General features: G+C 40.6%; 20 protein-coding genes. 7 read left to right on the top strand and 13 right to left on the bottom strand.

Translation table 11 applies throughout. The features are described from left to right. On the top strand, nt 1–836 hold an 836-nt coding region (locus HF078_RS00390), incomplete at its 5' end, for a metal ABC transporter solute-binding protein, Zn/Mn family (RefSeq protein ID WP_169289351.1). A 56-nt stretch (nt 837–892) separates the two neighbouring features. Here the strand turns inward: HF078_RS00390 and HF078_RS00395 are convergent. After that, nucleotides 893–1,855, bottom strand: a complete 963-nt coding sequence (locus HF078_RS00395) for a CobW family GTP-binding protein (protein ID WP_169289352.1) — start codon at nt 1,853–1,855, stop codon at nt 893–895. A 241-nt stretch (nt 1,856–2,096) separates the two neighbouring features. Here HF078_RS00395 and HF078_RS00400 point away from each other — a divergent pair, with 241 nt between their 5' ends. Together HF078_RS00400 and HF078_RS00405 are read left to right on the top strand one after the other, a co-directional pair. Continuing rightward, the gene (locus HF078_RS00400) at nt 2,097–3,449 is read left to right on the top strand and encodes a cytochrome ubiquinol oxidase subunit I (RefSeq protein WP_169289353.1); all 1,353 of its coding nucleotides are present in this window, start codon (nt 2,097–2,099) and stop codon (nt 3,447–3,449) included. A 14-nt stretch (nt 3,450–3,463) separates the two neighbouring features. Then, nucleotides 3,464–4,492 carry a cytochrome d ubiquinol oxidase subunit II gene (locus HF078_RS00405; RefSeq protein WP_169289354.1) on the top strand — a complete coding sequence of 343 codons (1,029 nt, stop codon included), beginning with the start codon at nt 3,464–3,466 and terminating at the stop codon, nt 4,490–4,492. Between the two features lie 29 nt (nt 4,493–4,521). On the opposite strand, the gene HF078_RS00410 is transcribed toward HF078_RS00405, so the two are convergent. After that, entirely contained in the window at nt 4,522–4,806 is a 285-nt protein-coding gene (locus HF078_RS00410; protein WP_010195229.1) for a DUF2325 domain-containing protein, read from the bottom strand. 185 nt (nt 4,807–4,991) lie between these two features. Here HF078_RS00410 and HF078_RS00415 point away from each other — a divergent pair, with 185 nt between their 5' ends. Beyond that, complete coding sequence (locus HF078_RS00415) at nt 4,992–5,147, top strand: DUF1540 domain-containing protein (protein WP_010195228.1); 156 nt, start codon at nt 4,992–4,994, stop codon at nt 5,145–5,147. Nucleotides 5,148–5,540: 393 nt separating this feature from the next. Here the strand turns inward: HF078_RS00415 and HF078_RS00420 are convergent, their stop codons facing one another. From HF078_RS00420 to HF078_RS00465, 10 genes are all read right to left on the bottom strand, one after another. Further along, nucleotides 5,541–6,434, bottom strand: coding sequence for a metal ABC transporter permease (locus HF078_RS00420; protein ID WP_169289355.1), 894 nt, complete (start codon nt 6,432–6,434; stop codon nt 5,541–5,543). After that, complete coding sequence (locus HF078_RS00425) at nt 6,434–7,789, bottom strand: metal ABC transporter permease (protein WP_169289356.1); 1,356 nt, start codon at nt 7,787–7,789, stop codon at nt 6,434–6,436. The genes HF078_RS00420 and HF078_RS00425 overlap by 1 nt, the downstream gene beginning before the upstream one ends. A 10-nt stretch (nt 7,790–7,799) precedes the next feature. After that, entirely contained in the window at nt 7,800–8,546 is a 747-nt protein-coding gene (locus HF078_RS00430; protein ID WP_169289357.1) for a metal ABC transporter ATP-binding protein, read from the bottom strand. A 51-nt stretch (nt 8,547–8,597) separates the two neighbouring features. Next, nucleotides 8,598–9,524: a metal ABC transporter solute-binding protein, Zn/Mn family gene (locus tag HF078_RS00435; protein WP_169289358.1), complete on the bottom strand. Its 927-nt coding sequence runs from the start codon at nt 9,522–9,524 to the stop codon at nt 8,598–8,600. Nucleotides 9,525–9,912: 388 nt separating this feature from the next. Next, the gene (menC, locus tag HF078_RS00440) at nt 9,913–11,028 is read right to left on the bottom strand and encodes an o-succinylbenzoate synthase (RefSeq protein WP_346775293.1); all 1,116 of its coding nucleotides are present in this window, start codon (nt 11,026–11,028) and stop codon (nt 9,913–9,915) included. Continuing rightward, a complete protein-coding gene (locus HF078_RS00445; RefSeq protein WP_169289360.1) occupies nt 11,015–12,511 on the bottom strand; it encodes an o-succinylbenzoate--CoA ligase in 1,497 nt (498 codons plus the stop codon). Before HF078_RS00445 ends, menC begins: the two co-directional genes overlap by 14 nt. Nucleotides 12,512–12,607: 96 nt before the next feature. Continuing rightward, nucleotides 12,608–13,429 (bottom strand): 1,4-dihydroxy-2-naphthoyl-CoA synthase, encoded by an 822-nt coding sequence (gene menB / locus HF078_RS00450; RefSeq protein ID WP_169289361.1) that lies wholly within the window; start codon nt 13,427–13,429, stop codon nt 12,608–12,610. Nucleotides 13,430–13,453: 24 nt separating this feature from the next. Continuing rightward, nucleotides 13,454–14,266, bottom strand: coding sequence for a 2-succinyl-6-hydroxy-2,4-cyclohexadiene-1-carboxylate synthase (gene menH / locus HF078_RS00455; protein WP_169289362.1), 813 nt, complete (start codon nt 14,264–14,266; stop codon nt 13,454–13,456). After that, a complete protein-coding gene (menD, locus tag HF078_RS00460; RefSeq protein ID WP_169289363.1) occupies nt 14,260–16,026 on the bottom strand; it encodes a 2-succinyl-5-enolpyruvyl-6-hydroxy-3-cyclohexene-1-carboxylic-acid synthase in 1,767 nt (588 codons plus the stop codon). Before menD ends, menH begins: the two co-directional genes overlap by 7 nt. A 5-nt stretch (nt 16,027–16,031) precedes the next feature. Beyond that, nucleotides 16,032–17,417, bottom strand: coding sequence for an isochorismate synthase (locus tag HF078_RS00465; RefSeq protein WP_169289364.1), 1,386 nt, complete (start codon nt 17,415–17,417; stop codon nt 16,032–16,034). A 263-nt stretch (nt 17,418–17,680) separates the two neighbouring features. Here HF078_RS00465 and HF078_RS00470 point away from each other — a divergent pair, with 263 nt between their 5' ends. Together HF078_RS00470 and HF078_RS00475 are read left to right on the top strand one after the other, a co-directional pair. Continuing rightward, the gene (locus HF078_RS00470) at nt 17,681–18,619 is read left to right on the top strand and encodes a 1,4-dihydroxy-2-naphthoate polyprenyltransferase (protein ID WP_169289365.1); all 939 of its coding nucleotides are present in this window, start codon (nt 17,681–17,683) and stop codon (nt 18,617–18,619) included. Nucleotides 18,620–18,730: 111 nt separating this feature from the next. Beyond that, entirely contained in the window at nt 18,731–19,474 is a 744-nt protein-coding gene (locus tag HF078_RS00475; RefSeq protein ID WP_169289366.1) for a yteA family sporulation protein, read from the top strand. A 52-nt stretch (nt 19,475–19,526) separates the two neighbouring features. Here the strand turns inward: HF078_RS00475 and HF078_RS00480 are convergent, their stop codons facing one another. Then, complete coding sequence (locus HF078_RS00480) at nt 19,527–19,952, bottom strand: DUF1801 domain-containing protein (RefSeq protein WP_169289367.1); 426 nt, start codon at nt 19,950–19,952, stop codon at nt 19,527–19,529. A 160-nt stretch (nt 19,953–20,112) separates the two neighbouring features. Between HF078_RS00480 and HF078_RS00485 the strand changes: the two genes are divergently transcribed. Further along, nucleotides 20,113–20,850 (top strand): lipase family protein, encoded by a 738-nt coding sequence (locus HF078_RS00485; RefSeq protein ID WP_169289368.1) that lies wholly within the window; start codon nt 20,113–20,115, stop codon nt 20,848–20,850. The last annotated feature ends 43 nt before the right edge of the window (nt 20,851–20,893 follow it).

A 20,893-nucleotide genomic window follows, 5' to 3' on the forward strand; every position in this document is an offset into this window, starting at 1 on the left:
ACGGGCATGAAGATGAAGCTCATGAAGAAGAGCATAATCACGAACATGAAGACGAAGCTTATGAAGAAGAGCACAATCACGAGAATGAAGACGAAGCTCATGAAGAAGAGCATAATCACGAACATGAAGACGAAGCTCATGAAGAAGAGCACAATCACGAGCATGAGGACGAAGCTCATGAAGAAGAGCACAATCACGAGCATGAAGACGAAGCTCATGAAGAAGAGCACAATCACGATCATGGGGAAGAAGCTCATGAAGAAGAGCACAATCACGATCATGGGGACGAAGGACATGAAGGGCACGATCACTCAAATGGCGATCCGCACGTTTGGTTAGACCCTACTCTTTCTGTTACACTTGCTGAAAATATTAAAAATGCATTAGTAGAATTAAAGCCAGAAGCGAAAGAGGATTTCGAAGCTAATTTTGAAACCTTGAAAACTGACCTTGAAAAATTAGATACAGAATTCAAAGAAGCATTGGATAGCGCGAAAACAAATAAAATTTTAGTTAACCATGCTGCATACGGGTACTGGGAGAGTCGTTATGGCTTGGAGCAAATAAGCGTTAATGGCTTATCTCCAACCCAAGAGCCTTCACAGAAACAGTTAACAGAAGTTATTAATACTGCGAATGAATATAACATCAAGTACGTAATTTTCGATCAAAACATCACCGGGAAAATTGCTGATGTGGTAAAAAATGAAATCAAAGCAGAAGCATTGGTCATGCATAACTTAGAGGCAATTACTGAAGAAGATGCAGAAAATGATGAAGACTACTTTAGCTTAATGCGTCAGAACTTAGAGACGTTGAAAAAAGCGTTGAATTAAGTTGATATGGAAAGAGGCAGCCCATCTCGGCTGCCTCTTAATTTGGCTTACTTCTCCTATTCCCTTCTCAATGCTTCACAAAACTTCTCCACTTTCTTCTCATCAATCTCTTTTCCAATTAGAATAATGGAAGTCTCTACGTTCACTTTCTCCATTCTGTTCAACACTAGGGTGGATGCAGCATACTGAAACTCGTACAAGCCAGGAGTTTCATCCAGTCGCACAATTCCCTTGGATCTTACCACGTTTTTAGATAGCTTCTTCAATTGTTTCTCAAGTACCACTCGATTAATTGGCTCGGAAAACGCCACTTTTACCGCTTCAATGTGGTGATGGTGATGGTGGTGACCATCATGATCATGTCCAGCACCTTCTCCATGCTTACCTACCTTCACTTCTCTCATTTTCATTCTCTTTTCCAAAAGAATCTCCAATGGAACCTCCCCATAGCTAGTCCTGTAAACAGGAACATGATCATCAAGCTCATCAGCAAGCTTGGACTCCACTTTAATCAATTCTTTTTCAGAGACAAGATCCATTTTATTAAGCACCAACAAATGAGCAGATGTGACTTGTTCTTTTAACAAACCACGTATTTCTTTGGAACTGTTGAAGAAGCTTTGATACTCAAGATAATGACTGGCATCAACGAGACTGATCATGGACTGCAGTTCAAAATAATTCATATAGATAGGGTTCAGTAAGACATCTTTGATTTCAAGTGGATTGGCAACACCTGTTCCTTCAATCATCAATACGTCTACCTTTTCACCTACATACTGATCAAGAGTAGATTTCAAATCATCCTGAATGGTACAACAGATGCACCCATTGAGAAGTTCTACTACACTCTCTCCCTGAAAAAGATGAGATTCCACATTTTCATCTCCAAGTTCATTCAAGATAATTCCTGGTTTTAATCCCTGACTTTTAAAGTGATTTAACATATGTAGAAGCACGGTTGTTTTTCCGCTTCCTAAAAACCCGCTTATAACGTAAACTGGTACTTTTTTTGACATTATATTAGCACTCCTTACATTTAACTTAATAACTTAATACCCATTATACAATTGATTTAAAAGCAAATACATCCAAAACAAATCGTAATAATTACGCTTTTCATTCTATAGCTAAATCCTCCTTTATTCAAGTTTTTTACCCTATCGCTAATTCCTTTAATTTCACTTAGTAAAATATGTATAATTCGTGGAAAAATGTGGACTCTAACGTTATAGATTAGCTTGAAGGGACGTAGCCAAAATGGAAGATGTAGTAATTGCACGGTCATTGTTTGGGACCACAATGGGGTTTCATATCATATTTGCAACACTGGGCGTTGGAATTCCTTTAATGATTCTCATTGCTGAATTGATGTATCAAAAAACGCAAAACCGTGAATATGCCATTATGGCAAAAAGATGGACAAAAGCAAAAGCGGTGCTACTAGGGGTCGCAATCCCTACAGGTACAATCGCAGGAGTTCAACTTTCCCTATTGTGGCCTGGATTTATGGAGGTCATCGGTAAGGTCATGGCTCTACCGTTTCAGATTGAAATATATGCTTTTTTCATTGAAGCATTATTCATATCCATATACGTGTATGCTGCAGACCGCATTTCACCGTGGATGCGCATTTTGAGTGTGACACTTGTTACCATCGGTGCGGCAGCATCCGCAGTTCTCATTACAAATGTCCATGCGTTCGAAGGAACACCGGCAGGCTTTCGGATTGAAAATGGTCAGATTGTCGATGTGGATCCTTGGGCCGCTTTTTTCAATCCTAGTTTTATCGTTACAGCTGCGCATGTGGCAGTCTCCGCCTTTATGACAGGAGCCTTTGTCATAGCCTCTGTTGCAGCATATAAGATGCTAAAAAACAAACATGATGAGCGGGTTTATAGATTTCACCGAAAAGCACTGATCATGGGGCTTGTTGTGGGAGGAATTTTTTCGTTTATGACCGCCATAAACGGACATGAATCTGCACAATTATTGCATCAATACCAGCCGGAAAAATTAGCAGCAGCAGAAGGCCTTTTTGAAACTCAATCACATGCCCCGCTTGCAGTTGGAGGATTTACAGACCGGGAAACAAAAGAAGTAAAATGGGGCATTGAGGTTCCATGGGCACTGAGCTTTTTAGCAGATGATCGCTTTGACACGGTAGTTGTCGGCCTGAATGATTTTCCTGAAGAGTATTGGCCGCCATTATTTGTTCATACCCTTTTCAATGCTATGGTTGGAATCGGTTCACTACTGATCTTGCTCTCTTTAGTAGGGTTCTTTTGGAGTAAGATTCTCAAAAAAACAACCTATCCTAAATGGCTTATGTGGCTGTTTGTCGCTGCAGGTCCACTTTCAATAATGGCTATTGAATTTGGATGGATTTTCGCATGTACTGGAAGACAGCCATGGGTTATTTATCGCGTGATGTTAACGGAGGATGCGGTTACAGGAAACCAAAATCTTGCCGCATTGTTCCTAGCGTTTGCAGGTATATATGTACTTCTCGGTGTTGCGGTGGTACTGGTCCTTCGCTACTACTTCAAGCGACATCCGATTGAGGACGAGTTGAACGATATTCCCCCAACCTCTAATGGGGTTCAAGCATAAGGAGGATCACCTTCATGACAGACGTAATATTGGCAATTACGGTCCTATGGGGTTTCATTTTTATCTACGCCGTCATGGCGACGATGGATTTCGGAGCCGGTTTCTGGTCTATGCTATATATTAAGAATGAAAAAACAAATGCCACCAATATCGCTAATCGATATTTATCGCCTACTTGGGAGGTTACTAATGTATTTATTGTCGCTGTAGTAGTGGCTATATACAGTTTCTTTCCAAGTGCAGCCTATACACTAGGCACCGTCCTATTAATACCAGGAAGCATCATTCTTCTTTTGCTTGCAGTCCGTAGCGGGTTCCTTGTGTTCTCTCACATTGTCGATGATTACCACAAACCACTAACGTACGTATCAGGAATAAGCGGTTTTATTATCCCCGCTTTTTTAATACTTGTATTGCCCATTACCCATGGTGGATTCGTGGATAATATCGATGGCGTGGACACTTTGATGCTTGGCCGTTTACTGACAAGTCCACATGCCCTCTCTTTCATCCTGTTTGCTGTTAGCAGTACCTTGTTTTTATCTTCCTTGTTACTGGCGGATTTCTCTAAGGTTGCAAAAGACAGACATGCATATGCTATTTACAGGAGGGATGCCTTAATCTTGGGTCCTGTCTCATTATTAGGCGCCCTATTGATCATGATCACCATGCGATATGAAGCAACATGGCTATTTAATGGAATGATGGACTATCTTGTATGGTTATTCATTTCAGCTGGTATGTTTGTTTTGACAGGGGTGGCACTTGTAATTCCTGGTAAGGATGGATGGACCGGCCTTCCCAGATTAGGGGTTGTTTCTGCTTTTATCCAGTACGCATTAGCAAGTTACGCATATGGGCGTGCACATCTTCCCTATATCATCTATCCAAATGTCACGATTCAAAACGGATTTACAGACCCTGCTTCCTTTCGGGCGCTCTTCATTACGTATATTGTCGGGTTTATCATTTTGTTTCCAGGCTTTATCTACTTCTGGCGATTGTTTATGAAGGATGAAAAATACATCAAAAGCGAAAATTAAGGTCAGGAGCATGTTTTCTCCTGGCTATTTTATTTAGAAAAATTACAAAGCACTTTCTGAATGGAACTCCAGGAACGCTTACAGTAGAAAACTGGTTTGTTGCTCTCTTTTGCTTTTTGCTTGATTACTTTAGCAAGGTTATGGTTAATGTAATCGGTAAGAACCAAAATTATATCTATATGCTCAGGGATGCTTCTCTTAACTACCTGCACCTTTCTTCCGTCAATATGTAAGACATTTTCAAATCCTTGTGTGACAAGTTTTTCTTGAATGTTGCCTAAGTGATCTGCGCCAACTACCATAAGTGAAGCCATCTTTTTCTACTTCCTTTCTATCTTTAATTGAGAATCATTCTCTCTTATACGTACATAATAATTGAGAATGATTCTCTTTGTCAATAAAATTATATAATATACCCTTTTTTTATAATGAAGTATGAAATTTTTTTTATGGCTAACAATAGAAACGTATCTTCTGTACAAAAAAGGAGGACGTAATAATGGCTAAAGAAGTTTTATGTGAAGTGGAAAACTGTAACTATTGGGGACAAGGCAACCTTTGCCAAGCAGATGCTATTTATGTGGTGAGCCATAAAGGGAACACTGCACACGATTCGAAGGATACCGACTGCAAAACCTTCAAACCTGCTCATTAATGTAAAAACAAAGAGCCCAAGAGCTACGTGGCAGGTAGCTCTTGGGCTTTTCTATTTTTAAAATTGGATAAAATTGTCTGTTCTTTTCAAAGCAAAAAACATTAGTTGCTTGGTTAAATGCCGCTGTTCCTTTCCGCAAATGGCTTCGCTTTCCACGGGGCGGCCTTGAGCCTCCTCGGTGCCCTGCGGGGTCTCAACATTGCCGCTACTCCCCCGTAGGAGTCTACGCCATTTGCTCCAATCCACAGCTAAAAATCATCAGAAAATAATGTTTATGCGTTCAAGTTAACTATTTCAAAAGACCGTATTTTTTAATCTGTTGACGAATGAAATCAACCGTAATAGATAAATTCTTATCTAAACTATTTCCTTAACTATTTAAAAAGCCCCCATTTACTGGAGGCTGTTGCTTTCTTTCGATAAATTTCTTCTAAAGAACCATTTCATAACCAAACCATGCTTTGGCGATAGGAAAAAGGTTAAAACAAACAATATTCCTGCCATGGAAGCCATCATACCAGATATCGAAACATTAAATAAGGACGCCGCATAATACCCAAGAACTGCTGAGGCAACCCCTATACCAGCACTTAACAAAAGCATGATACTTAGTTTATCAGTCAATAGGTAAGCACTTGCTCCTGGCGCAATCAGCATTGCAACAACTAAGATAGCTCCTACACTATCAAAAGATGCAACTGTTGTAAGGGAGAGCATTCCCATTAATAAATAGTGCATGAACATGACTGGAATTCCAATAGCAAGGGCCATTTCAGGGTCAAACGAACAAATTTTCAATTCTTTATAGAATAGTAAAAGGACTGCCAAATTGATGACAAGAACAGCTCCAAGCATCCATACTGCCCTTGGACCGACATCCATCCCTGCAATAATTAACGTATCCCAGGGAACAAACGCAATTTCTCCCATCAATGCATGATCTACATCTAAATGAACTCTTCCTGCGTATAAGGAAACTAGGATTACTCCTAAGGCAAATAATGACGTAAATACAACTCCAATTGCTGCATCAGATTGAACTCCTGATGAATGGAGAAGCTGAATGAAGAATGCTGTCAATAATCCCACCACTAATGCGCCGGCAAACATATAGATACCGTCTAGACTGTTTGAAACAAGGTATGCTCCCACAATACCAAGTAAAACCGTGTGGCTAATCGCATCCGCAAGCATTGCCATTCTTCTTAGGATAAGAAAACAACCGGTAAGGCCGCATGTTATGCCAACTAAGGACCCTGTTAGAATAATCCATCCTTCATAACTCATCAGCCTTCACTCCCTTCTACTGCAGAATGGAAGCCTTTGTTCCTTATATTTCTTTTCTTCTTATATAAAAATAAGCCATTAGGTTCCCTTCCAAAATCCTTGAGTAAAGCCCGAAGTTCATCAATAATTTCTTTAGGTCCATTTAAAAGATCCATGCTCCCCTCTCTCCAATTCGAAACAGGGAACTTACTTTCAAACATAAGGTACATATCCATTAACCTGTTTTTTAGAACAATATCATGGGCCATCTCCAGCCCTTTTTCCGTTAGCATTATACATTTATCAGCCTGTTCTTCGGCTAATAAACCTTCCTTTTTCAATTCCTTTACCACTGAAAGCATCGTGAGGGTGGATATTGGACGCAGTTCCACCACTTGTTGGTAGGTGTAGCTTCCAATTTCTTTACCTTCTGACTCTTTTAGCTTGGTCTCACTCAATTCATACAGACTAGTTAAAATATTTTCCCTTGTTACGAGGCGCTTAACCTTCCATTGTTTGACCATTTTAGGCAATAACCCTTTTTTCGTACCGAATATAAGGGAAAATACAAACAATATGGTCGCTGCCAAAATAATTAATGGTCCTGTCGACATCCCGCGGGAAAGTGTACTGAGCAAAGTCCCAACAACACCTGAAACTCCGCCGACCACCCCAGCCAAAACAACCATATAGTCAAGTCGTTCTGTCCAATACCTCGCAGTGATAGCCGGCGTAATTAACATAGCTGCCATCAAAATAACGCCAACTGCCTGAAGCCCAATGACAACTGCTCCGACAATCATAGTCATTAATAGACCATTCAGCCATTTAACTGGAAGTCCTATCCCTTGAGCAAACTGAGGATCAAAGGTTATCAACTTCAATTCTTTGAACAAGATGAATGTGATAAAAATTAAGATAAAGGCTATTACACTAATGATTTGTACATCTAAACCAACAATAGCCGCCGCTTGCCCAAAAATAAATGAATCCAGGCCAGCCTGATTACCACTTCCATACTGCTGAATATAGGTTAATAGAACTATACCGAAGCCAAAAAACACGGATAAAACGAGACCGATGGCGGTATCCTCTTTTATCCTGGAGTGTTTAATAATGGCTTGAATACAATAAGTTCCGATTAATCCTGAGATGGACGCTCCAATCAATAACCATGACATCGACTTTGCTCCAATCAGTAAGAACGCAATACATATTCCTGGCAAAGCTGCGTGTGCCATTGCATCTCCAAGAAGGCTTTGTTTTCTCAACAAAGCGAAGCTTCCAATGACACCACTTGCCATTCCTAGCAGAATGGTCCCTAGCAGTACCCACTGCACGTTCGGATCTTGTAGCATATTAAGAACCGTTTCCATACTGTCACTCCTATTGTTCGACAATGGCATGATTTTGGTCTAAAAATGCCAACCGACCACCATACGTTTTTTGTAAATTGTCCATTGTAAATACTTCTTCTGTCGGACCAATCGCAATTTTTCTAAGATTAAGCAGCAACACCCAGTCAAAATACTCTTTCACTGTCTGGAGATCATGATGAACGACCAGCACTGTTTTTCCTTGCGCTTTAAGTTCATTAAGAATGGTGATGATTGCTTTTTCTGTTGCAGCATCCACCCCTACGAAAGGTTCATCCATAAAATAAATACTCGCATCCTGTGCAAGCGCTCTTGCCAGGAACACTCGTTGTTGTTGGCCACCTGAAAGCTGACTAATCTGTCGTGTTGCATATTCTTTCATTCCAACTTTATCCAAACATTCATAAGCAAACTCTATATCCTTTTTGTTCGGTCTTTTCACCCAACCAATATGACCATATCTCCCCATCAGTACAACATCCAATGCGTTCGTTGGAAAGTCCCAATCCACAGACCCACGCTGTGGAACATAACCAATAAGTTTACGCTGTGATTTATACGATTTTCCATAGATTGATATAGTGCCAGACGCCTTTGGAATTAATTCCAAAGCCGCCTTGATTAATGTAGATTTACCGGCACCATTCGGTCCAATAATCCCGATAAGTTTTCCTTCCGGAATGCTAAAACTAACTTCTTTTAATACAGGTTTACGATGATAAGCTACTGTTAAATTTTCTATTTTGACTGGCTGCATATTCGTTCACCTTGCTTTCTAATTTGCTTTTCCCCAAAAAGTAAAAGCCTTCTATTTTAACGCATTTACAATTGTATCGATATTGTGGCGGAACATTCCTAAGTATGTTCCTGTTTCTGTACCGGCTTCTCCCATTGCATCAGAGTACAATTCCCCACCTATTACAACTGTGTGGTCCTTGCTTTCAGCTCCCTGAACTACTGCATTTATGGAGTCTTCCGAAATACTGCTTTCAACGAATACTGCTTTAATGTTTCTTTCTACTAAAAGATCTACAATGGAACGCACATCACTTAAACCAAATTCTGCGTCTGTACTCAATCCTTGCAAGCCCGTCACTTCCATTCCATATGCTTTACCAAAGTACTGAAACGCGTCATGAGCCGTAACTAATACTCTACTCTCTTCTGGAATAGTAGCAAGTTGTTCCTTCGCATAAGTATCTAATTCTTCCAATTTCTTTATATATGCTTCCGCATTCTTTTCATATAAATCAGCGTTTGCCTTATCTTCTTTAATTAATGTCTCTTTTACTTCTTCCACTGCATACACCCATAAAGAGATATCAAACCACACATGAGGATCCTTTTTATCTGTTTCTCCTTCTGCAATTAACAACTTATCCGTTGGGACAGACTCTGCTACAGGAACCGTTGCTTTTTTATCCTTCATTTTACTAAGGATTTCTCCCATTCTTCCTTCTAGTTTAAGCCCATTATAGAAGATAATATCTGCTTCATTTAATTTTTTCAAATCTCCTTGAGACGCTTTATACAAATGAGGATCAATACCTGGTCCCATAAGACTTTCCACTTCTACTTGATCTCCACCAACATTTTCAACAATATCTGCTATTTGTGCAATAGTAGTGGTAACCTTAATTGTCTCATTCTCATCACTACTTACTCCTGAAGAGCAAGCAGTCAATCCCAAACTGATAGCTCCTAGCAATACCAATTTCCCCAAAAGTTTTTTCATTTTCTCTCTCCTCTTTTCATAGTGTTTGTACTAGTCAACAAAAGTTTGTCTAGTGCAAATTTTATGGTAAAAAAATACACACGTTCTTGCCATTCTCCTAAATCACTGTATGTAGAAGAAGATAAAATTGTGATTCAACTTGACCAGTTACAGTAATTTAAGCCTACACTTAAAAAGTTGCCCTCATACAAAACTTAAACCCTAAGCAAACTTTTGTCAAGAACGAAAAAGCGCGAAAAAATAGAAAAAAAGAAAGAAAGGGGGTCAGACCCCTCTAGGAATTCCCCTCTTTACGTCGAATATATATAAAGTTACCGTGAAAAAGCCCTGCAGTGATGGAGCTGCAGGGCTTTTTGTGTTTTTTATTATTTTGTCGGAAATTTTTATTTTACTTTTTTGTATGAAAGCTTGCTTTTCGCTTACTGATTTCCTTTACGTACGCTTCATCCACTTCAAAGCCGATGCCTGGTCCATCTGGTACAGGCAATTTCCCATTTTTCACTACCACTTCCGGCGCAATTACATCCTTTTTCCAATAACGGTTTGATGAAGAAAGATCTCCTGGGATAGTAAAATTGGGCAAAGAAGCAAGGGCGATATGGAATGCTCTCGAAATACCGGTTTCCAACATACCTCCGCACCAAACTGGAATTCCATGTTCTGCACAGGTATTATGGATGTCAATGGCGTTAGCCAGTCCGCCAACCCGGCCGATTTTAACGCTCATTACTTTACAGCTTCCAAGCTTGATAGCGTTCCTTGCATCCTGAACGGACACAATACTTTCATCCAAACAAATCGGTGTAGATAATACTTTTTGCAGTTCCGCATGTTCCACAATGTCATCAGCAGCAAGAGGCTGTTCAATCATCAGCAAGTTTAATGAATCTAACTTTTTAAGCCGCTCCACATCCTGAAGCGAATAGGCAGAATTTGCATCTACTAGTAAAGCAATATCCGGAAACGAATCTCTTATCTTTTTTAATATATCGTAGTCGTTTGATGGGTCTACCTTCACCTTAATCCGCTCATAGCCTTCTTTTATTCTATGCTCGATGATAGAGAGCATCCTCTCTGGAGTATCCAGGCTCACTACTACCCCAGCTTTCACCTCTCTGCGGACACCTCCAATATACTCTGCCAGAGACACACCCGCCTGCTTAGCAAAAAGGTCCCAGATTGCCATCTCCACTCCAGCTTTAGCCATCTGATTTCGTTTCCAATGTAAAAGAGCTTCGTTTACTCCTCGCGGGGATTCCCACTCTTTATGTAAAACAGTTGGAATAAAAAACTCAGTTAACATATGCCAAGCAGTTTCAATGGTTTCCTCTGTATACCACGGAGAAGAAAATGCTACCACTTCCCCCCATCCAGAATTCCCCGAACCATCAGTTGCTTTAATTAAGATGCTCTCCCTATCTGTGACGGTTTCCTGGTGAGTTCGAAATGGTTGAACTAATTTCATAGAAGTCAGGAATAAATCAACCTTCTCAACTCTCATCACTGTCCTCCCACTCAGGCAACATTTTTAAAAGTTCTCTACGTAATAACTTATTGGAAGCGTTTCTTGGCAAATTTTCCACAACATATATTTGTTTTGGGACTTTATAGCCCGCCAACTGCTCGCGAACAAAAGACAATAATTGTTCTTCCATTAGTTCTTCTTTCTCACCTGTAACAACAAACGCTACTGGAATATGTCCCCAACGATCATCCGGCATCCCAGTAACCCCCGCCTCCTTTATGGAAGGGTGAGAAACCAGAACTGCTTCAATTTCTGCAGGATAGATATTTTCCCCGCCTGATATAATTAAATCACTTCGTCTGTCCAATACAAACAAAAACCCGTCCTCATCCACATAACCTAAATCCCCAGTGTACAACCATCCATCCTTGATTGCCTTAAAAGTACTATCATCCCTGTTGTAATACCCAGCTGTTACGTTTGGACCCTTCACGACAATTTCACCAGTCTTCATAGGTCCAACTTCCATTCCATCGACCATTACTTTAAGTTGACAAGGAAAGAGTGGTTTCCCAGCTGAACCTATTTTCGATATGGAAAATTCAGGAGGGAGTGTGACAATTTGTGAGCAGGTTTCCGTCATTCCATACGTTTGGTAGACCGGAATAGATTTCCTCATGCACTCTTCCAGCATGGATCTGGGTACAGGTCCTCCACCAACAAGCATGCATCGAAAGGCTGGAGGATAGGATTTCGAACCGAGTTGCTCCAACAAGTTGCTTAGCATGGTAGTCACAACTGACACAATACTAACTTGCCGTTCCATCAAGTCCTGATGTACTGCCTCCGCTTCAAAACGCCTATGGATAATCACTCTCATTCCATAAATCACGCTTCTCATCAAGATGGATAAGCCACTTATATGAAAGATCGGTACCGCTAACAGCCAACAGTCATCTTCATGCAGCCCCATATTTAGAGCAGAGCCAGTAGCACTCCAAAAGTGATTGCCATAGGACTGCTTCACTCCTTTAGGAAAACCCGTCGTGCCACTTGTGTACATAATAGTATCAATTTCTTCAAGAGAGAATTCCTCTACAAGAGAAATGTCACTGCCTTTTAGCGAATGTACCTTAGAAAAGGAGACAATTCTCTTGGTTCCCTTAAACTCATTACTTTTCTGAAGCCCTGATTCTTGTTCATTATCCACCAAAATAAATCGGGATGCAGCGTCCTCTACTTGATAGGACAGCTCCTTAGATGTTAAACGCAAATTATGTAATACAGTGATCGCTCCAAGATTTTTCAGTGCAAACAGCAATTCTACAAGTTCTATGCTATTGGCCATAAAGACAGAAATCCTGTCCCCGCGCCTTACACCCAACTCTACTAATTTACCGGTCAAGATCAATGAATTCCTGTATAACTCAGAAAAAGTCACCGTCCTCTCTTCCATTTCAAGTGCTATACGGTCCGGAGTCAAGGCAGCCCTTTTCATTAAAAAGTTTGGCAATACTGTCATCGAAATAACCTCCCTACACCAGTTTTCCCATAAAAAGAGAGCAATCCAAAAGCCAAAAGCTCTTAGATTGCCCTCCAATCACCATAAATCTTTTTATTAAGGGAAACGAGGGAATTGTCCAAAGTCCGGCTTTCTTTTTTCTTTAAAAGCATCGCGACCTTCTTTTGCCTCTTCCGTAGTGTAATACAATAATGTAGCATCACCAGCGAACTGTTGGATACCTGCCAATCCATCTGTGTCTGCGTTCATGGCAGCTTTCAAGAAACGTAGAGCAGTCGGGCTGTTGTCTAACATTTCTTCACACCATTTCACTGTCTCATCCTCTAATTGCTCCAAAGGAACAACCGTGTTTACTAGACCCATATCAAGTGCTTCCTTCGCGTCGTATTGACGGCATAGGTACCAGATTTCACGGGCTTTCTTATGTCCAACGATACGCGCAAGGTATCCGGAACCGTAACCTGCATCAAAGCTTCCCACTTTAGGTCCAGTCTGTCCAAAGCGTGCATTGTCAGCAGCAATGGTTAAATCACATACTACATGCAATACGTGTCCGCCACCAATTGCCCAGCCTGCGACCATTGCCACTACAGGTTTTGGTGTTACACGAATTAGACGTTGAAGATCAAGTACGTTCAAGCGAGGAATCTCATCTTCCCCAACATAACCACCATGTCCGCGAACCTTTTGGTCTCCTCCGGAACAAAACGCTTTATCTCCAGCACCTGTTAAAATAATGACGCCAACACTAGAATCGTCACGTGCATAAGCAAACGCTTCAATTAATTCCATTACTGTTTTTGGACGGAAAGCATTATGTACTTCCGGACGGTTGATCGTAATTTTCGCGATCCCGTTATATGTCTCATATAAAATGTCTTCAAATTGTTTTGGTCCTGCTATCCATTCTCTTGCCATGATTTATTTCCTCCCTAACAAAAATTAGTTCGTTAAAAACCCACTTACTATTTTACCAAACTTTCGCGGTTGTTCCACATGAATTGCATGTCCAGCGTCACTTATTTTGAAAAAAACCGATTTTTCTATCCTTTTTTTCATTTCCTGAGCAATAAGGACAAATTTTTCGTCCCATTCCCCTGCGGCAAGAAGTACAGGACAGTTGATAATATCAAGAGAGTTCCAAACGGATGGTTGCACCCCTGTACCCAGACCTCGCAAACTATTTGCTAGTCCCACAGGTGAATTGTTCATTCGTTGTTCATAAATATCCTCTTGTTTTTCCGGAGACAATAGTTTTTGTGATTGAAAAAGGGGAATGTTAGTCCAAAAATCAATAAAAGATTTTAACCCTTCCTTATCAATCCGGTCTGCAAGCTTTTCATCTGCTTCTTTCCTTGCAAGCCTGTCCTCTGATTTTTCCAGGCCAGGAGACGCACTTTCGAGGACTAATTTGGATACCATCATAGGATAAGCAATCGCAAAAGAAAGTGCCACCCTTCCTCCCATAGAATATCCATAAATAGAAACCGATGAAAGATTAAAACTATCCAAAATAGATTTCAAATCGAAAAGCACCTTTTCCATTCGATAACGCTCTGATTGGCCAGGCGCATCTGTTTTTCCATGGCCAAGTTGATCTACCAAGATAAAAGTATAATCTTCTACATTTTCAAAACCCGCGATTAATTCTTGAAAACTTCTTCCGTTCCCAGTAAAACCGTGCAGCATAAGAATATGGTGTGAACCATGACCAATTTTCTCTACATGATAGTATACCCCGTTAATCTCTACCATTCATCTTTGTCCAAAATCGAAATCATTTCCTGGGAAACAATTTTCCACAATTTGCGATGAATCTCTTCATTTTCTGCACGGTTTGTTGGAACTTCAATTACTTTTAAGCCTTTTTGCGTAATAGAATATGACACTGCCTCTTGGAAATCTGACCAACTTTCCGCTCTCATATAATCGCCTTCGAATAACTTTACAGCGTGCTCAAAATTAATACCGGTTGGAGTACCAAATAATGCTTCAAAATGCCTTTCCACTTTTGACTGCGGAAGGAAGGAGAAGATTCCCCCTCCATCATTATTTACAAGCACAACTGTGATGTTAAGCTTTAGTAATTTGGCTGCAAGCAGGCCATTCATATCGTGGTAGAATGATAAATCTCCAATTACCAGTACTAGGTTTTCATAAGCTTTACTTGCTGCAAGTGCAGTAGAAACCACTCCATCAATCCCATTGGCCCCCCTGTTTGCAAGCACTGTCAGCTTTTTATCATCTGTATTCAAGAAAGTATCCACATCACGAATAGGCATACTGTTTCCGACAAAAATGGCCGAACAATCAGGTAGCATTGATTGAAGTTCGGAAATAATTCTCCCCTCAAACATTCCGCCTTCCTTTTGTTCATTAGAAAGTATCTTTTTTGTCCTGTCATTTAACGCTTTGATACCATCCATCCATTCCAATGAATCACGAATTGAGAGATTTCCCCTTACCTTTTGGCAAAAAAGCGTTTCTTCTGCATGAACCATATAGCTTGCCTGTAACGTGGGATCTCTCCACCCGCCGTCTCCGTCCACCACAATCTGTATCGCACTATTAGACTTGCTTATGTATTGCATTAAAGACTTCGATACCGGCATTGCTCCAAAGCGAATGATAATCTCCGGTTCCAGGTTCTTCTTCACTTCATCTGCGCGTAAGAAGGCATCATAGCCTTCCATTACTGTTTCTTTTCCATGTGCTCCCGTTCTAAGCCCTGATAATGGGTCGGCGAAAATCGGGTATTTTAAGGTGTGGGAGAGTTCGGTAATCGCATTAGAAAATGCATCACTCTTTGACTGTGGCATTTCTCCGCAAACAATAATTCCTTTTTTCCGTTCGCTCATTAGCATGGCAAAAAAGCGAGCCTGATCATCCGAAATGGAGTATTTACCTACATTGACCTCTACTATCGGTTCTTTGCTTTCCTTGCACTTGGACCAAAGCTCCTCCGCCTCTAAGTCAGGAATCAACGGTTCACGTAAAGGGAAATTGAGATGAACAGGTCCCATAGGTGAGCTTAGGGAAGTGCCTGTAGCTCTGGCTGCCATCGTTCGTGCGTATCGAATCATTCGGTCCGTATTTTCCGGTAAAGACATTTCAACGAACCATTTCACATAGTCTCCATACATTTTCAATTGATCAATTGCCTGTGGAGCTCCGACATCGCGTAGCTCATGTGGGCGATCTGCTGTCAGGACAATAAGCGGCAGTCTAGATTGATAAGCCTCCACAATGGCAGGATAATAATTCGCTGCTGCAGTTCCTGAAGTACAAAGAATGGCAACTGGCTTATTCTTTGTTTTTGCAAGTCCCAGTGCATAAAAAGCTGCAGATCGCTCATCAATAAGAACGGTAACATGGATGTCAGGATGTTCCGCCAAAAGAAGGGCGATTGGAGTGGAACGTGAACCTGGGCTAATTACTGCATCCTCCAAACCACTTTTTACTAATTCATCTACAAATGCTGCAAGATAAAAGGTCATGTCATCTATTGAATTCATTGTGTTTAGTTACCCCCTAGTGCTGATAACATTGGACGGAATTTAATTTGTGTTTCTAGATATTCGCTTTCTGGATCGGAATCTCCGACAATACCACATCCAGCAAACAAAGAGGCTTCCCTCTCCTGTAGCAACCCTGAACGAATAGCTACAACAAATTCTCCGTCCTCTTTCCAATCCATCCAGCCAAGCGGACCTGCATACCAGCCTCTATCCAGTCTTTCCACTTCCCTGATTGTTTGAAGGGAAATTTCTTGCGGAAACCCTCCGAGTGCTGGTGTTGGGTGAAGTAGTTTTATTAAATCTGAAAGGCTGCAATCATCGGTAGTTTCTGCCGTTACAGGTGTGTGTAAATGCTGAATATGTTTCATTTTGTAAAGGTTTGGTTCAGATGGAGTACGTACATTTTCACAAACTTTTTCTAACGATGCCCGTATCATCTGCACTACAAGGTCATGCTCATGCATGTTTTTCTCATCATTAAGTAAAGACTTACCTAACTTCGAATCTTCTTTCACAGAGTCTCCTCTGGCAATCGACCCTGCTAAACACATGGACTGAACGTTGTTGCCTTGCTTCTTCACCAATTGTTCCGGTGTTGCACCAAGGAAGCAATCCGTTCCTCTTTCCACTGTGAATACATAACTATTCGCCTGCTCTTCCATCAGGTTTTTCAATACAGGCGCAACGTTTACCTTATCTTGGAATAGTACCCGTAACTCTCTTGCCAGCACCACCTTATCCATCTGCCCGGCTGTTATTCTCTCTGTAACTTTAGAAATGGACTCTTTCCATTCCATCGGATCCATTTCCAGGCACTTTACAATGGAAGTGGTGCTGACATGCTTAATAGAAGAGCCACTCAATAGCTCCTCTTCAAGGTTAACCAAATCTTTCAGTACACTTTCATCACAATCACTCAAATAATTAATGGTGAGATAAGTTTCGCCTTCTATCTTCGTAAGCATAAAGGTGGGTAAAATAAATAAGGCGTCAGCAAATTGATTCCATAACTTTGTCTTCTCCTTTTTTGGATCAAAGGAAAATCCTCCATACATAACCGGACCAATCGAATGTGAATCTTTGTTGCATACAGCCTGCTGGATAAAACGCTTCCATTGCGTTTCAATCGCATGATACCTGTCATCTTCTCCATCTGCAGTAAATTCCGCTGTCACACCTGCACCGACCATCATATGAGAATGATCAGGGTTTGACCAGAAGAACCGTTGCCCTTCGAAGAATTGCTCACTTTTTTGAAAAAAATGAAGGGGATCAAGCTGTTCTATTTTTTTAGTATAACTAATTAAGACCGTCTGGTTTATCGAGGACGCTTTAATTTTTGCTTCCTCCCATAAACTCACTATATGATGAAATGGTATTGTAATCATGTAAGACTCCCCCCGAGGCCTTGTTACCGCAAGACTTTGTCTCGAAATCGCTTCCTTAAAGATACACCTCAAAACCTTTTTATGTCAACAAAATGAGTGGTTTTCTTTCGTGTTTCTTCCTTATAATAGATACATGTAAAATCTTCCTGTGTTTCTTCTGAAAAACCGTTGACACCTTTTGTCCCTTTACATACACTTATATTGTATTTATAATATATTGTTTTCGTTTTTTATTTTGCCATAATAGATGGAGGGGTCACATAATGCAACCTCAGACAATTCAAACAGAGACAAGCTTTCAAGCACCTACAGAAAAGAGATGGAAGGTATGGTGGAACCTTCTGCGTCCACATACTTTAACAGCTGCGTTTGTTCCTGTATTTATCGGGACAGCACTTGCTCTTTATGACACCAGCATTGACTGGCCTTTATTTTTTGCCATGTTATTGGCCAGCCTGTTAATACAAGCAGCGACCAATATGATTAATGAGTATTACGATTATAAAAAGGGACTCGATAATGAAAATTCAGTTGGAATCGGCGGCGCGATTGTAAGGCACGGCGTTAAACCGTCCACTGTTCTTCAGCTTGCATTCGCGTTCTTTGGTATCGCCACGTTACTAGGTGTGTATATATGCATGAATAGCACATGGTGGTTGGCCGCCATCGGAACAGCCTGTATGGCAGCAGGATATTTTTACACAGGAGGCCCTTACCCTATTGCCTATACCCCATTTGGTGAAATTGTAGCAGGATTCTTTATGGGCTTTGTTATTATTCTTATCTCTTTTTACATTCAAACAGGTACCATCTCTGATACTGCGATGTTTATTTCCATTCCGATTTCCATTCTTGTTGGAGCCATTCTGTTAGCAAATAATATTCGCGATATTGTAGGTGACAAAGAAAATGGCCGCAAAACAGTAGCGATTTTAGTTGGCAGAAAGAATGCCATTTTACTTCTAGCTGCCATGTTTATTGTGTCTTATGCACTTATTGTACTCTTTATTGCACTTGGTTACGCGTCATTTTGGTTATTATTAGTTTTCTTATCTGTGGCCAAGCCACTTTCAGCGATTAAAGGTTTTACAAACAATAACAGTAATGTGACGATGATGCCTGCGATGGTGGCAACCGCAAAGACTAATACTATTTTCGGGTTTTTGCTTGGAATTGGCCTTGTTATTGGCTATTTTGCATAATATTAATGAACTGACTCTAATTATGGAGTCAGTTTTTTTAATTGGCAATCATGATTTTCAGAATGAACGCTCATAATACAAATAGACAGGATTTGAAAGGAGTCTATCTGTATGATATCCCCTGATAAAATAAATCAGTTAAAACAGCAATTAGAAGATACAAAACGAACGCTTCAAGCACACCTGGACCAAAACGATCATTATCAAATGGAACACGAACATCCATACGAAACAGTAAGTGAGCTTTCCGCTTATGATAACCATCCAGGTGACCTTGGAACCGAGTTATACGAAAGAGAAAAAGACCTAGCCTTAAATGAGCATGCCGAAAAAGAAATGAAAGACATTAATCACGCGCTCCAAGCTATGGACTCCGGCACGTACGGCGTTTGTGAGGTTTGTGGAAAAGAAATAGACGTAGAGCGCTTAGATGCTATTCCTACCACCACTTTTTGTAAAGAACACAGCCCCGATCAGGTTGTCTCTCATGACCGGCCTGTCGAGGAAAAAGTATTGATGCCTCCGTATGGACGTTTTGAATACGATGAATCAGAAGGCGTGGCCTTTGACGCGGAAGACACATGGCAAATTGTTCAGAGATATGGAACTTCTGAGAGCCCATCAGACTTTGCAGATGATGTGGAGAATTACGATCGCACATATGTAGAAAGCGAAGAGAATGAAGGCTATGTAGAGGATTACGAAAACTTTGTCGGAACAGACATGTATGGTCAAAATGTTACCGTATATCCTTCCATCAAACATGAGGCCTATGAAGATGCACTTGATGAAGAAGGTATTATGACTACCTTTGGTGACTTACATGGTTATGAAAAAGATTCTTATACCGAGTAATTATTATAACAAGGAAGCCTTAAAGCACTATTGCTATAAGGCTTCCTTTTGTTTATTGGGATGGATACGTTTTTTGTAAAAATGTCATTGATTGTTTAATCAACGCTTTTAGTACTTCCACATCAATATCTGCCACTTTATTTATGTACACACATGCCTTGCCTGTCGTATGCTTGCCGAAACTCTTCAACAGTTCTTCTCTTTTTGAATCACCGGTTGCAAAATATAAGCTTATTTTTGCTTTTCTTGGTGAAAACCCGACAAGCATGGCATCCCCTTCATGACCTGTAGGATACTTATAATGATAAGAACCGAACCCAATTATGCTTGGTCCCCACATTTTCGCTTCATAACCTGTTGTTTCTGTAAAGATCTCTAACAGTTTGTACGCATCTTCCCGCTTTTTGGGACTTTCCACCGTTTCAATGAATTCAATGACACTGTTTTCCGTTTCTTTTGTTTTTAATTCATAGCCCATCCATGTTTCTCCTTTCCAATATAAATCATTCTTTACTTATTCCACAAATCTTATCATTTCCCTTCCCCTTCTATCCAATCATGCACCTCTTGATTATCACATCCATACATTATCGTAGGCAATTATCGCGATTAGTGATGGAAAGTGAGGGATATGATACATGTACACTAGAGATATTTTCTCTAAGGAATGGGCAATTTTTCTAGCAGAATGCTGTCAACTTGCCTATGACCAGTATCATCAGAATGGTATTTTTTCTATACCTAACGGATTTGATTTGGTAAAAGAATTCAAAGGTGTATCATTTCATAGCCTGGAATGGTTCGGATTTATTTTAGAATCTGAGGAAGCGATCATCGTTACATTCCGTGGGACACAAACAGATCCTGACTGGATTGCGGATGCAGAAATTTTTCAAGAGCCTTTTCCTTATTGTGACACAGGTAACCAGCTACTTGTACATGGTGGTTTCCTTTCCGTATATGAGTCTATGCGAGAAGATCTCTTGAAGTATCTTCAGCAAGAGCTTTCCGCCTCGAAAACCATTTTTATCACAGGACATAGTCTCGGTGGAGCTCTAGCTACACTATTTGCCCTGGATTGTGCTATAAATTCAAACTATTCCTCGCTATATATGTATAGCTTTGGTGCACCGCGAGTTGGGAACGAAGCTTTTGCACACCTGTATAATGAATATGTTCCAGGGTCTATCAGATTCGTAAACCTAGCAGACCTCGTCCCTTTTGTACCACCAACAAAAGTCGTAGCACCTCTAAGCAAAAAAACGTGGCACTACAAACACACCTTTACCCCCTACCGTTTTTTACTAACAGAAGGCTCGATCATCAAAAATCACAGTATCGAAACCTATATCAAAGCAATGAAAGAGAAATTTTGACCACACAAAAGGACCCCGCAATAAAGCGAGGCCACTGAAAAAG

Source organism: Bacillus sp. RO2 (genome assembly GCF_012911845.1).
In the GTDB taxonomy this organism is placed as follows: Bacteria; Bacillota; Bacilli; order Bacillales; family Bacillaceae_I; genus Sutcliffiella_A.

Coding starts and splice junctions, on each gene's coding strand:
- HF078_RS00395 (WP_169289352.1), bottom strand. CDS start 1,855: ATGTCAAAAAAAGTACCAGTTTACGTTATAAGCGGGTTTTTAGGAAGC.
- HF078_RS00400 (WP_169289353.1), top strand. CDS start 2,097: ATGGAAGATGTAGTAATTGCACGGTCATTGTTTGGGACCACAATGGGG.
- HF078_RS00405 (WP_169289354.1), top strand. CDS start 3,464: ATGACAGACGTAATATTGGCAATTACGGTCCTATGGGGTTTCATTTTT.
- HF078_RS00410 (WP_010195229.1), bottom strand. CDS start 4,806: ATGGCTTCACTTATGGTAGTTGGCGCAGATCACTTAGGCAACATTCAA.
- HF078_RS00415 (WP_010195228.1), top strand. CDS start 4,992: ATGGCTAAAGAAGTTTTATGTGAAGTGGAAAACTGTAACTATTGGGGA.
- HF078_RS00420 (WP_169289355.1), bottom strand. CDS start 6,434: ATGAGTTATGAAGGATGGATTATTCTAACAGGGTCCTTAGTTGGCATA.
- HF078_RS00425 (WP_169289356.1), bottom strand. CDS start 7,789: ATGGAAACGGTTCTTAATATGCTACAAGATCCGAACGTGCAGTGGGTA.
- HF078_RS00430 (WP_169289357.1), bottom strand. CDS start 8,546: ATGCAGCCAGTCAAAATAGAAAATTTAACAGTAGCTTATCATCGTAAA.
- HF078_RS00435 (WP_169289358.1), bottom strand. CDS start 9,524: ATGAAAAAACTTTTGGGGAAATTGGTATTGCTAGGAGCTATCAGTTTG.
- HF078_RS00445 (WP_169289360.1), bottom strand. CDS start 12,511: ATGACAGTATTGCCAAACTTTTTAATGAAAAGGGCTGCCTTGACTCCG.
- menB (WP_169289361.1), bottom strand. CDS start 13,429: ATGGCAAGAGAATGGATAGCAGGACCAAAACAATTTGAAGACATTTTA.
- menH (WP_169289362.1), bottom strand. CDS start 14,266: ATGGTAGAGATTAACGGGGTATACTATCATGTAGAGAAAATTGGTCAT.
- menD (WP_169289363.1), bottom strand. CDS start 16,026: ATGAATTCAATAGATGACATGACCTTTTATCTTGCAGCATTTGTAGAT.
- HF078_RS00465 (WP_169289364.1), bottom strand. CDS start 17,417: ATGATTACAATACCATTTCATCATATAGTGAGTTTATGGGAGGAAGCA.
- HF078_RS00470 (WP_169289365.1), top strand. CDS start 17,681: ATGCAACCTCAGACAATTCAAACAGAGACAAGCTTTCAAGCACCTACA.
- HF078_RS00475 (WP_169289366.1), top strand. CDS start 18,731: ATGATATCCCCTGATAAAATAAATCAGTTAAAACAGCAATTAGAAGAT.
- HF078_RS00480 (WP_169289367.1), bottom strand. CDS start 19,952: ATGGGCTATGAATTAAAAACAAAAGAAACGGAAAACAGTGTCATTGAA.
- HF078_RS00485 (WP_169289368.1), top strand. CDS start 20,113: ATGTACACTAGAGATATTTTCTCTAAGGAATGGGCAATTTTTCTAGCA.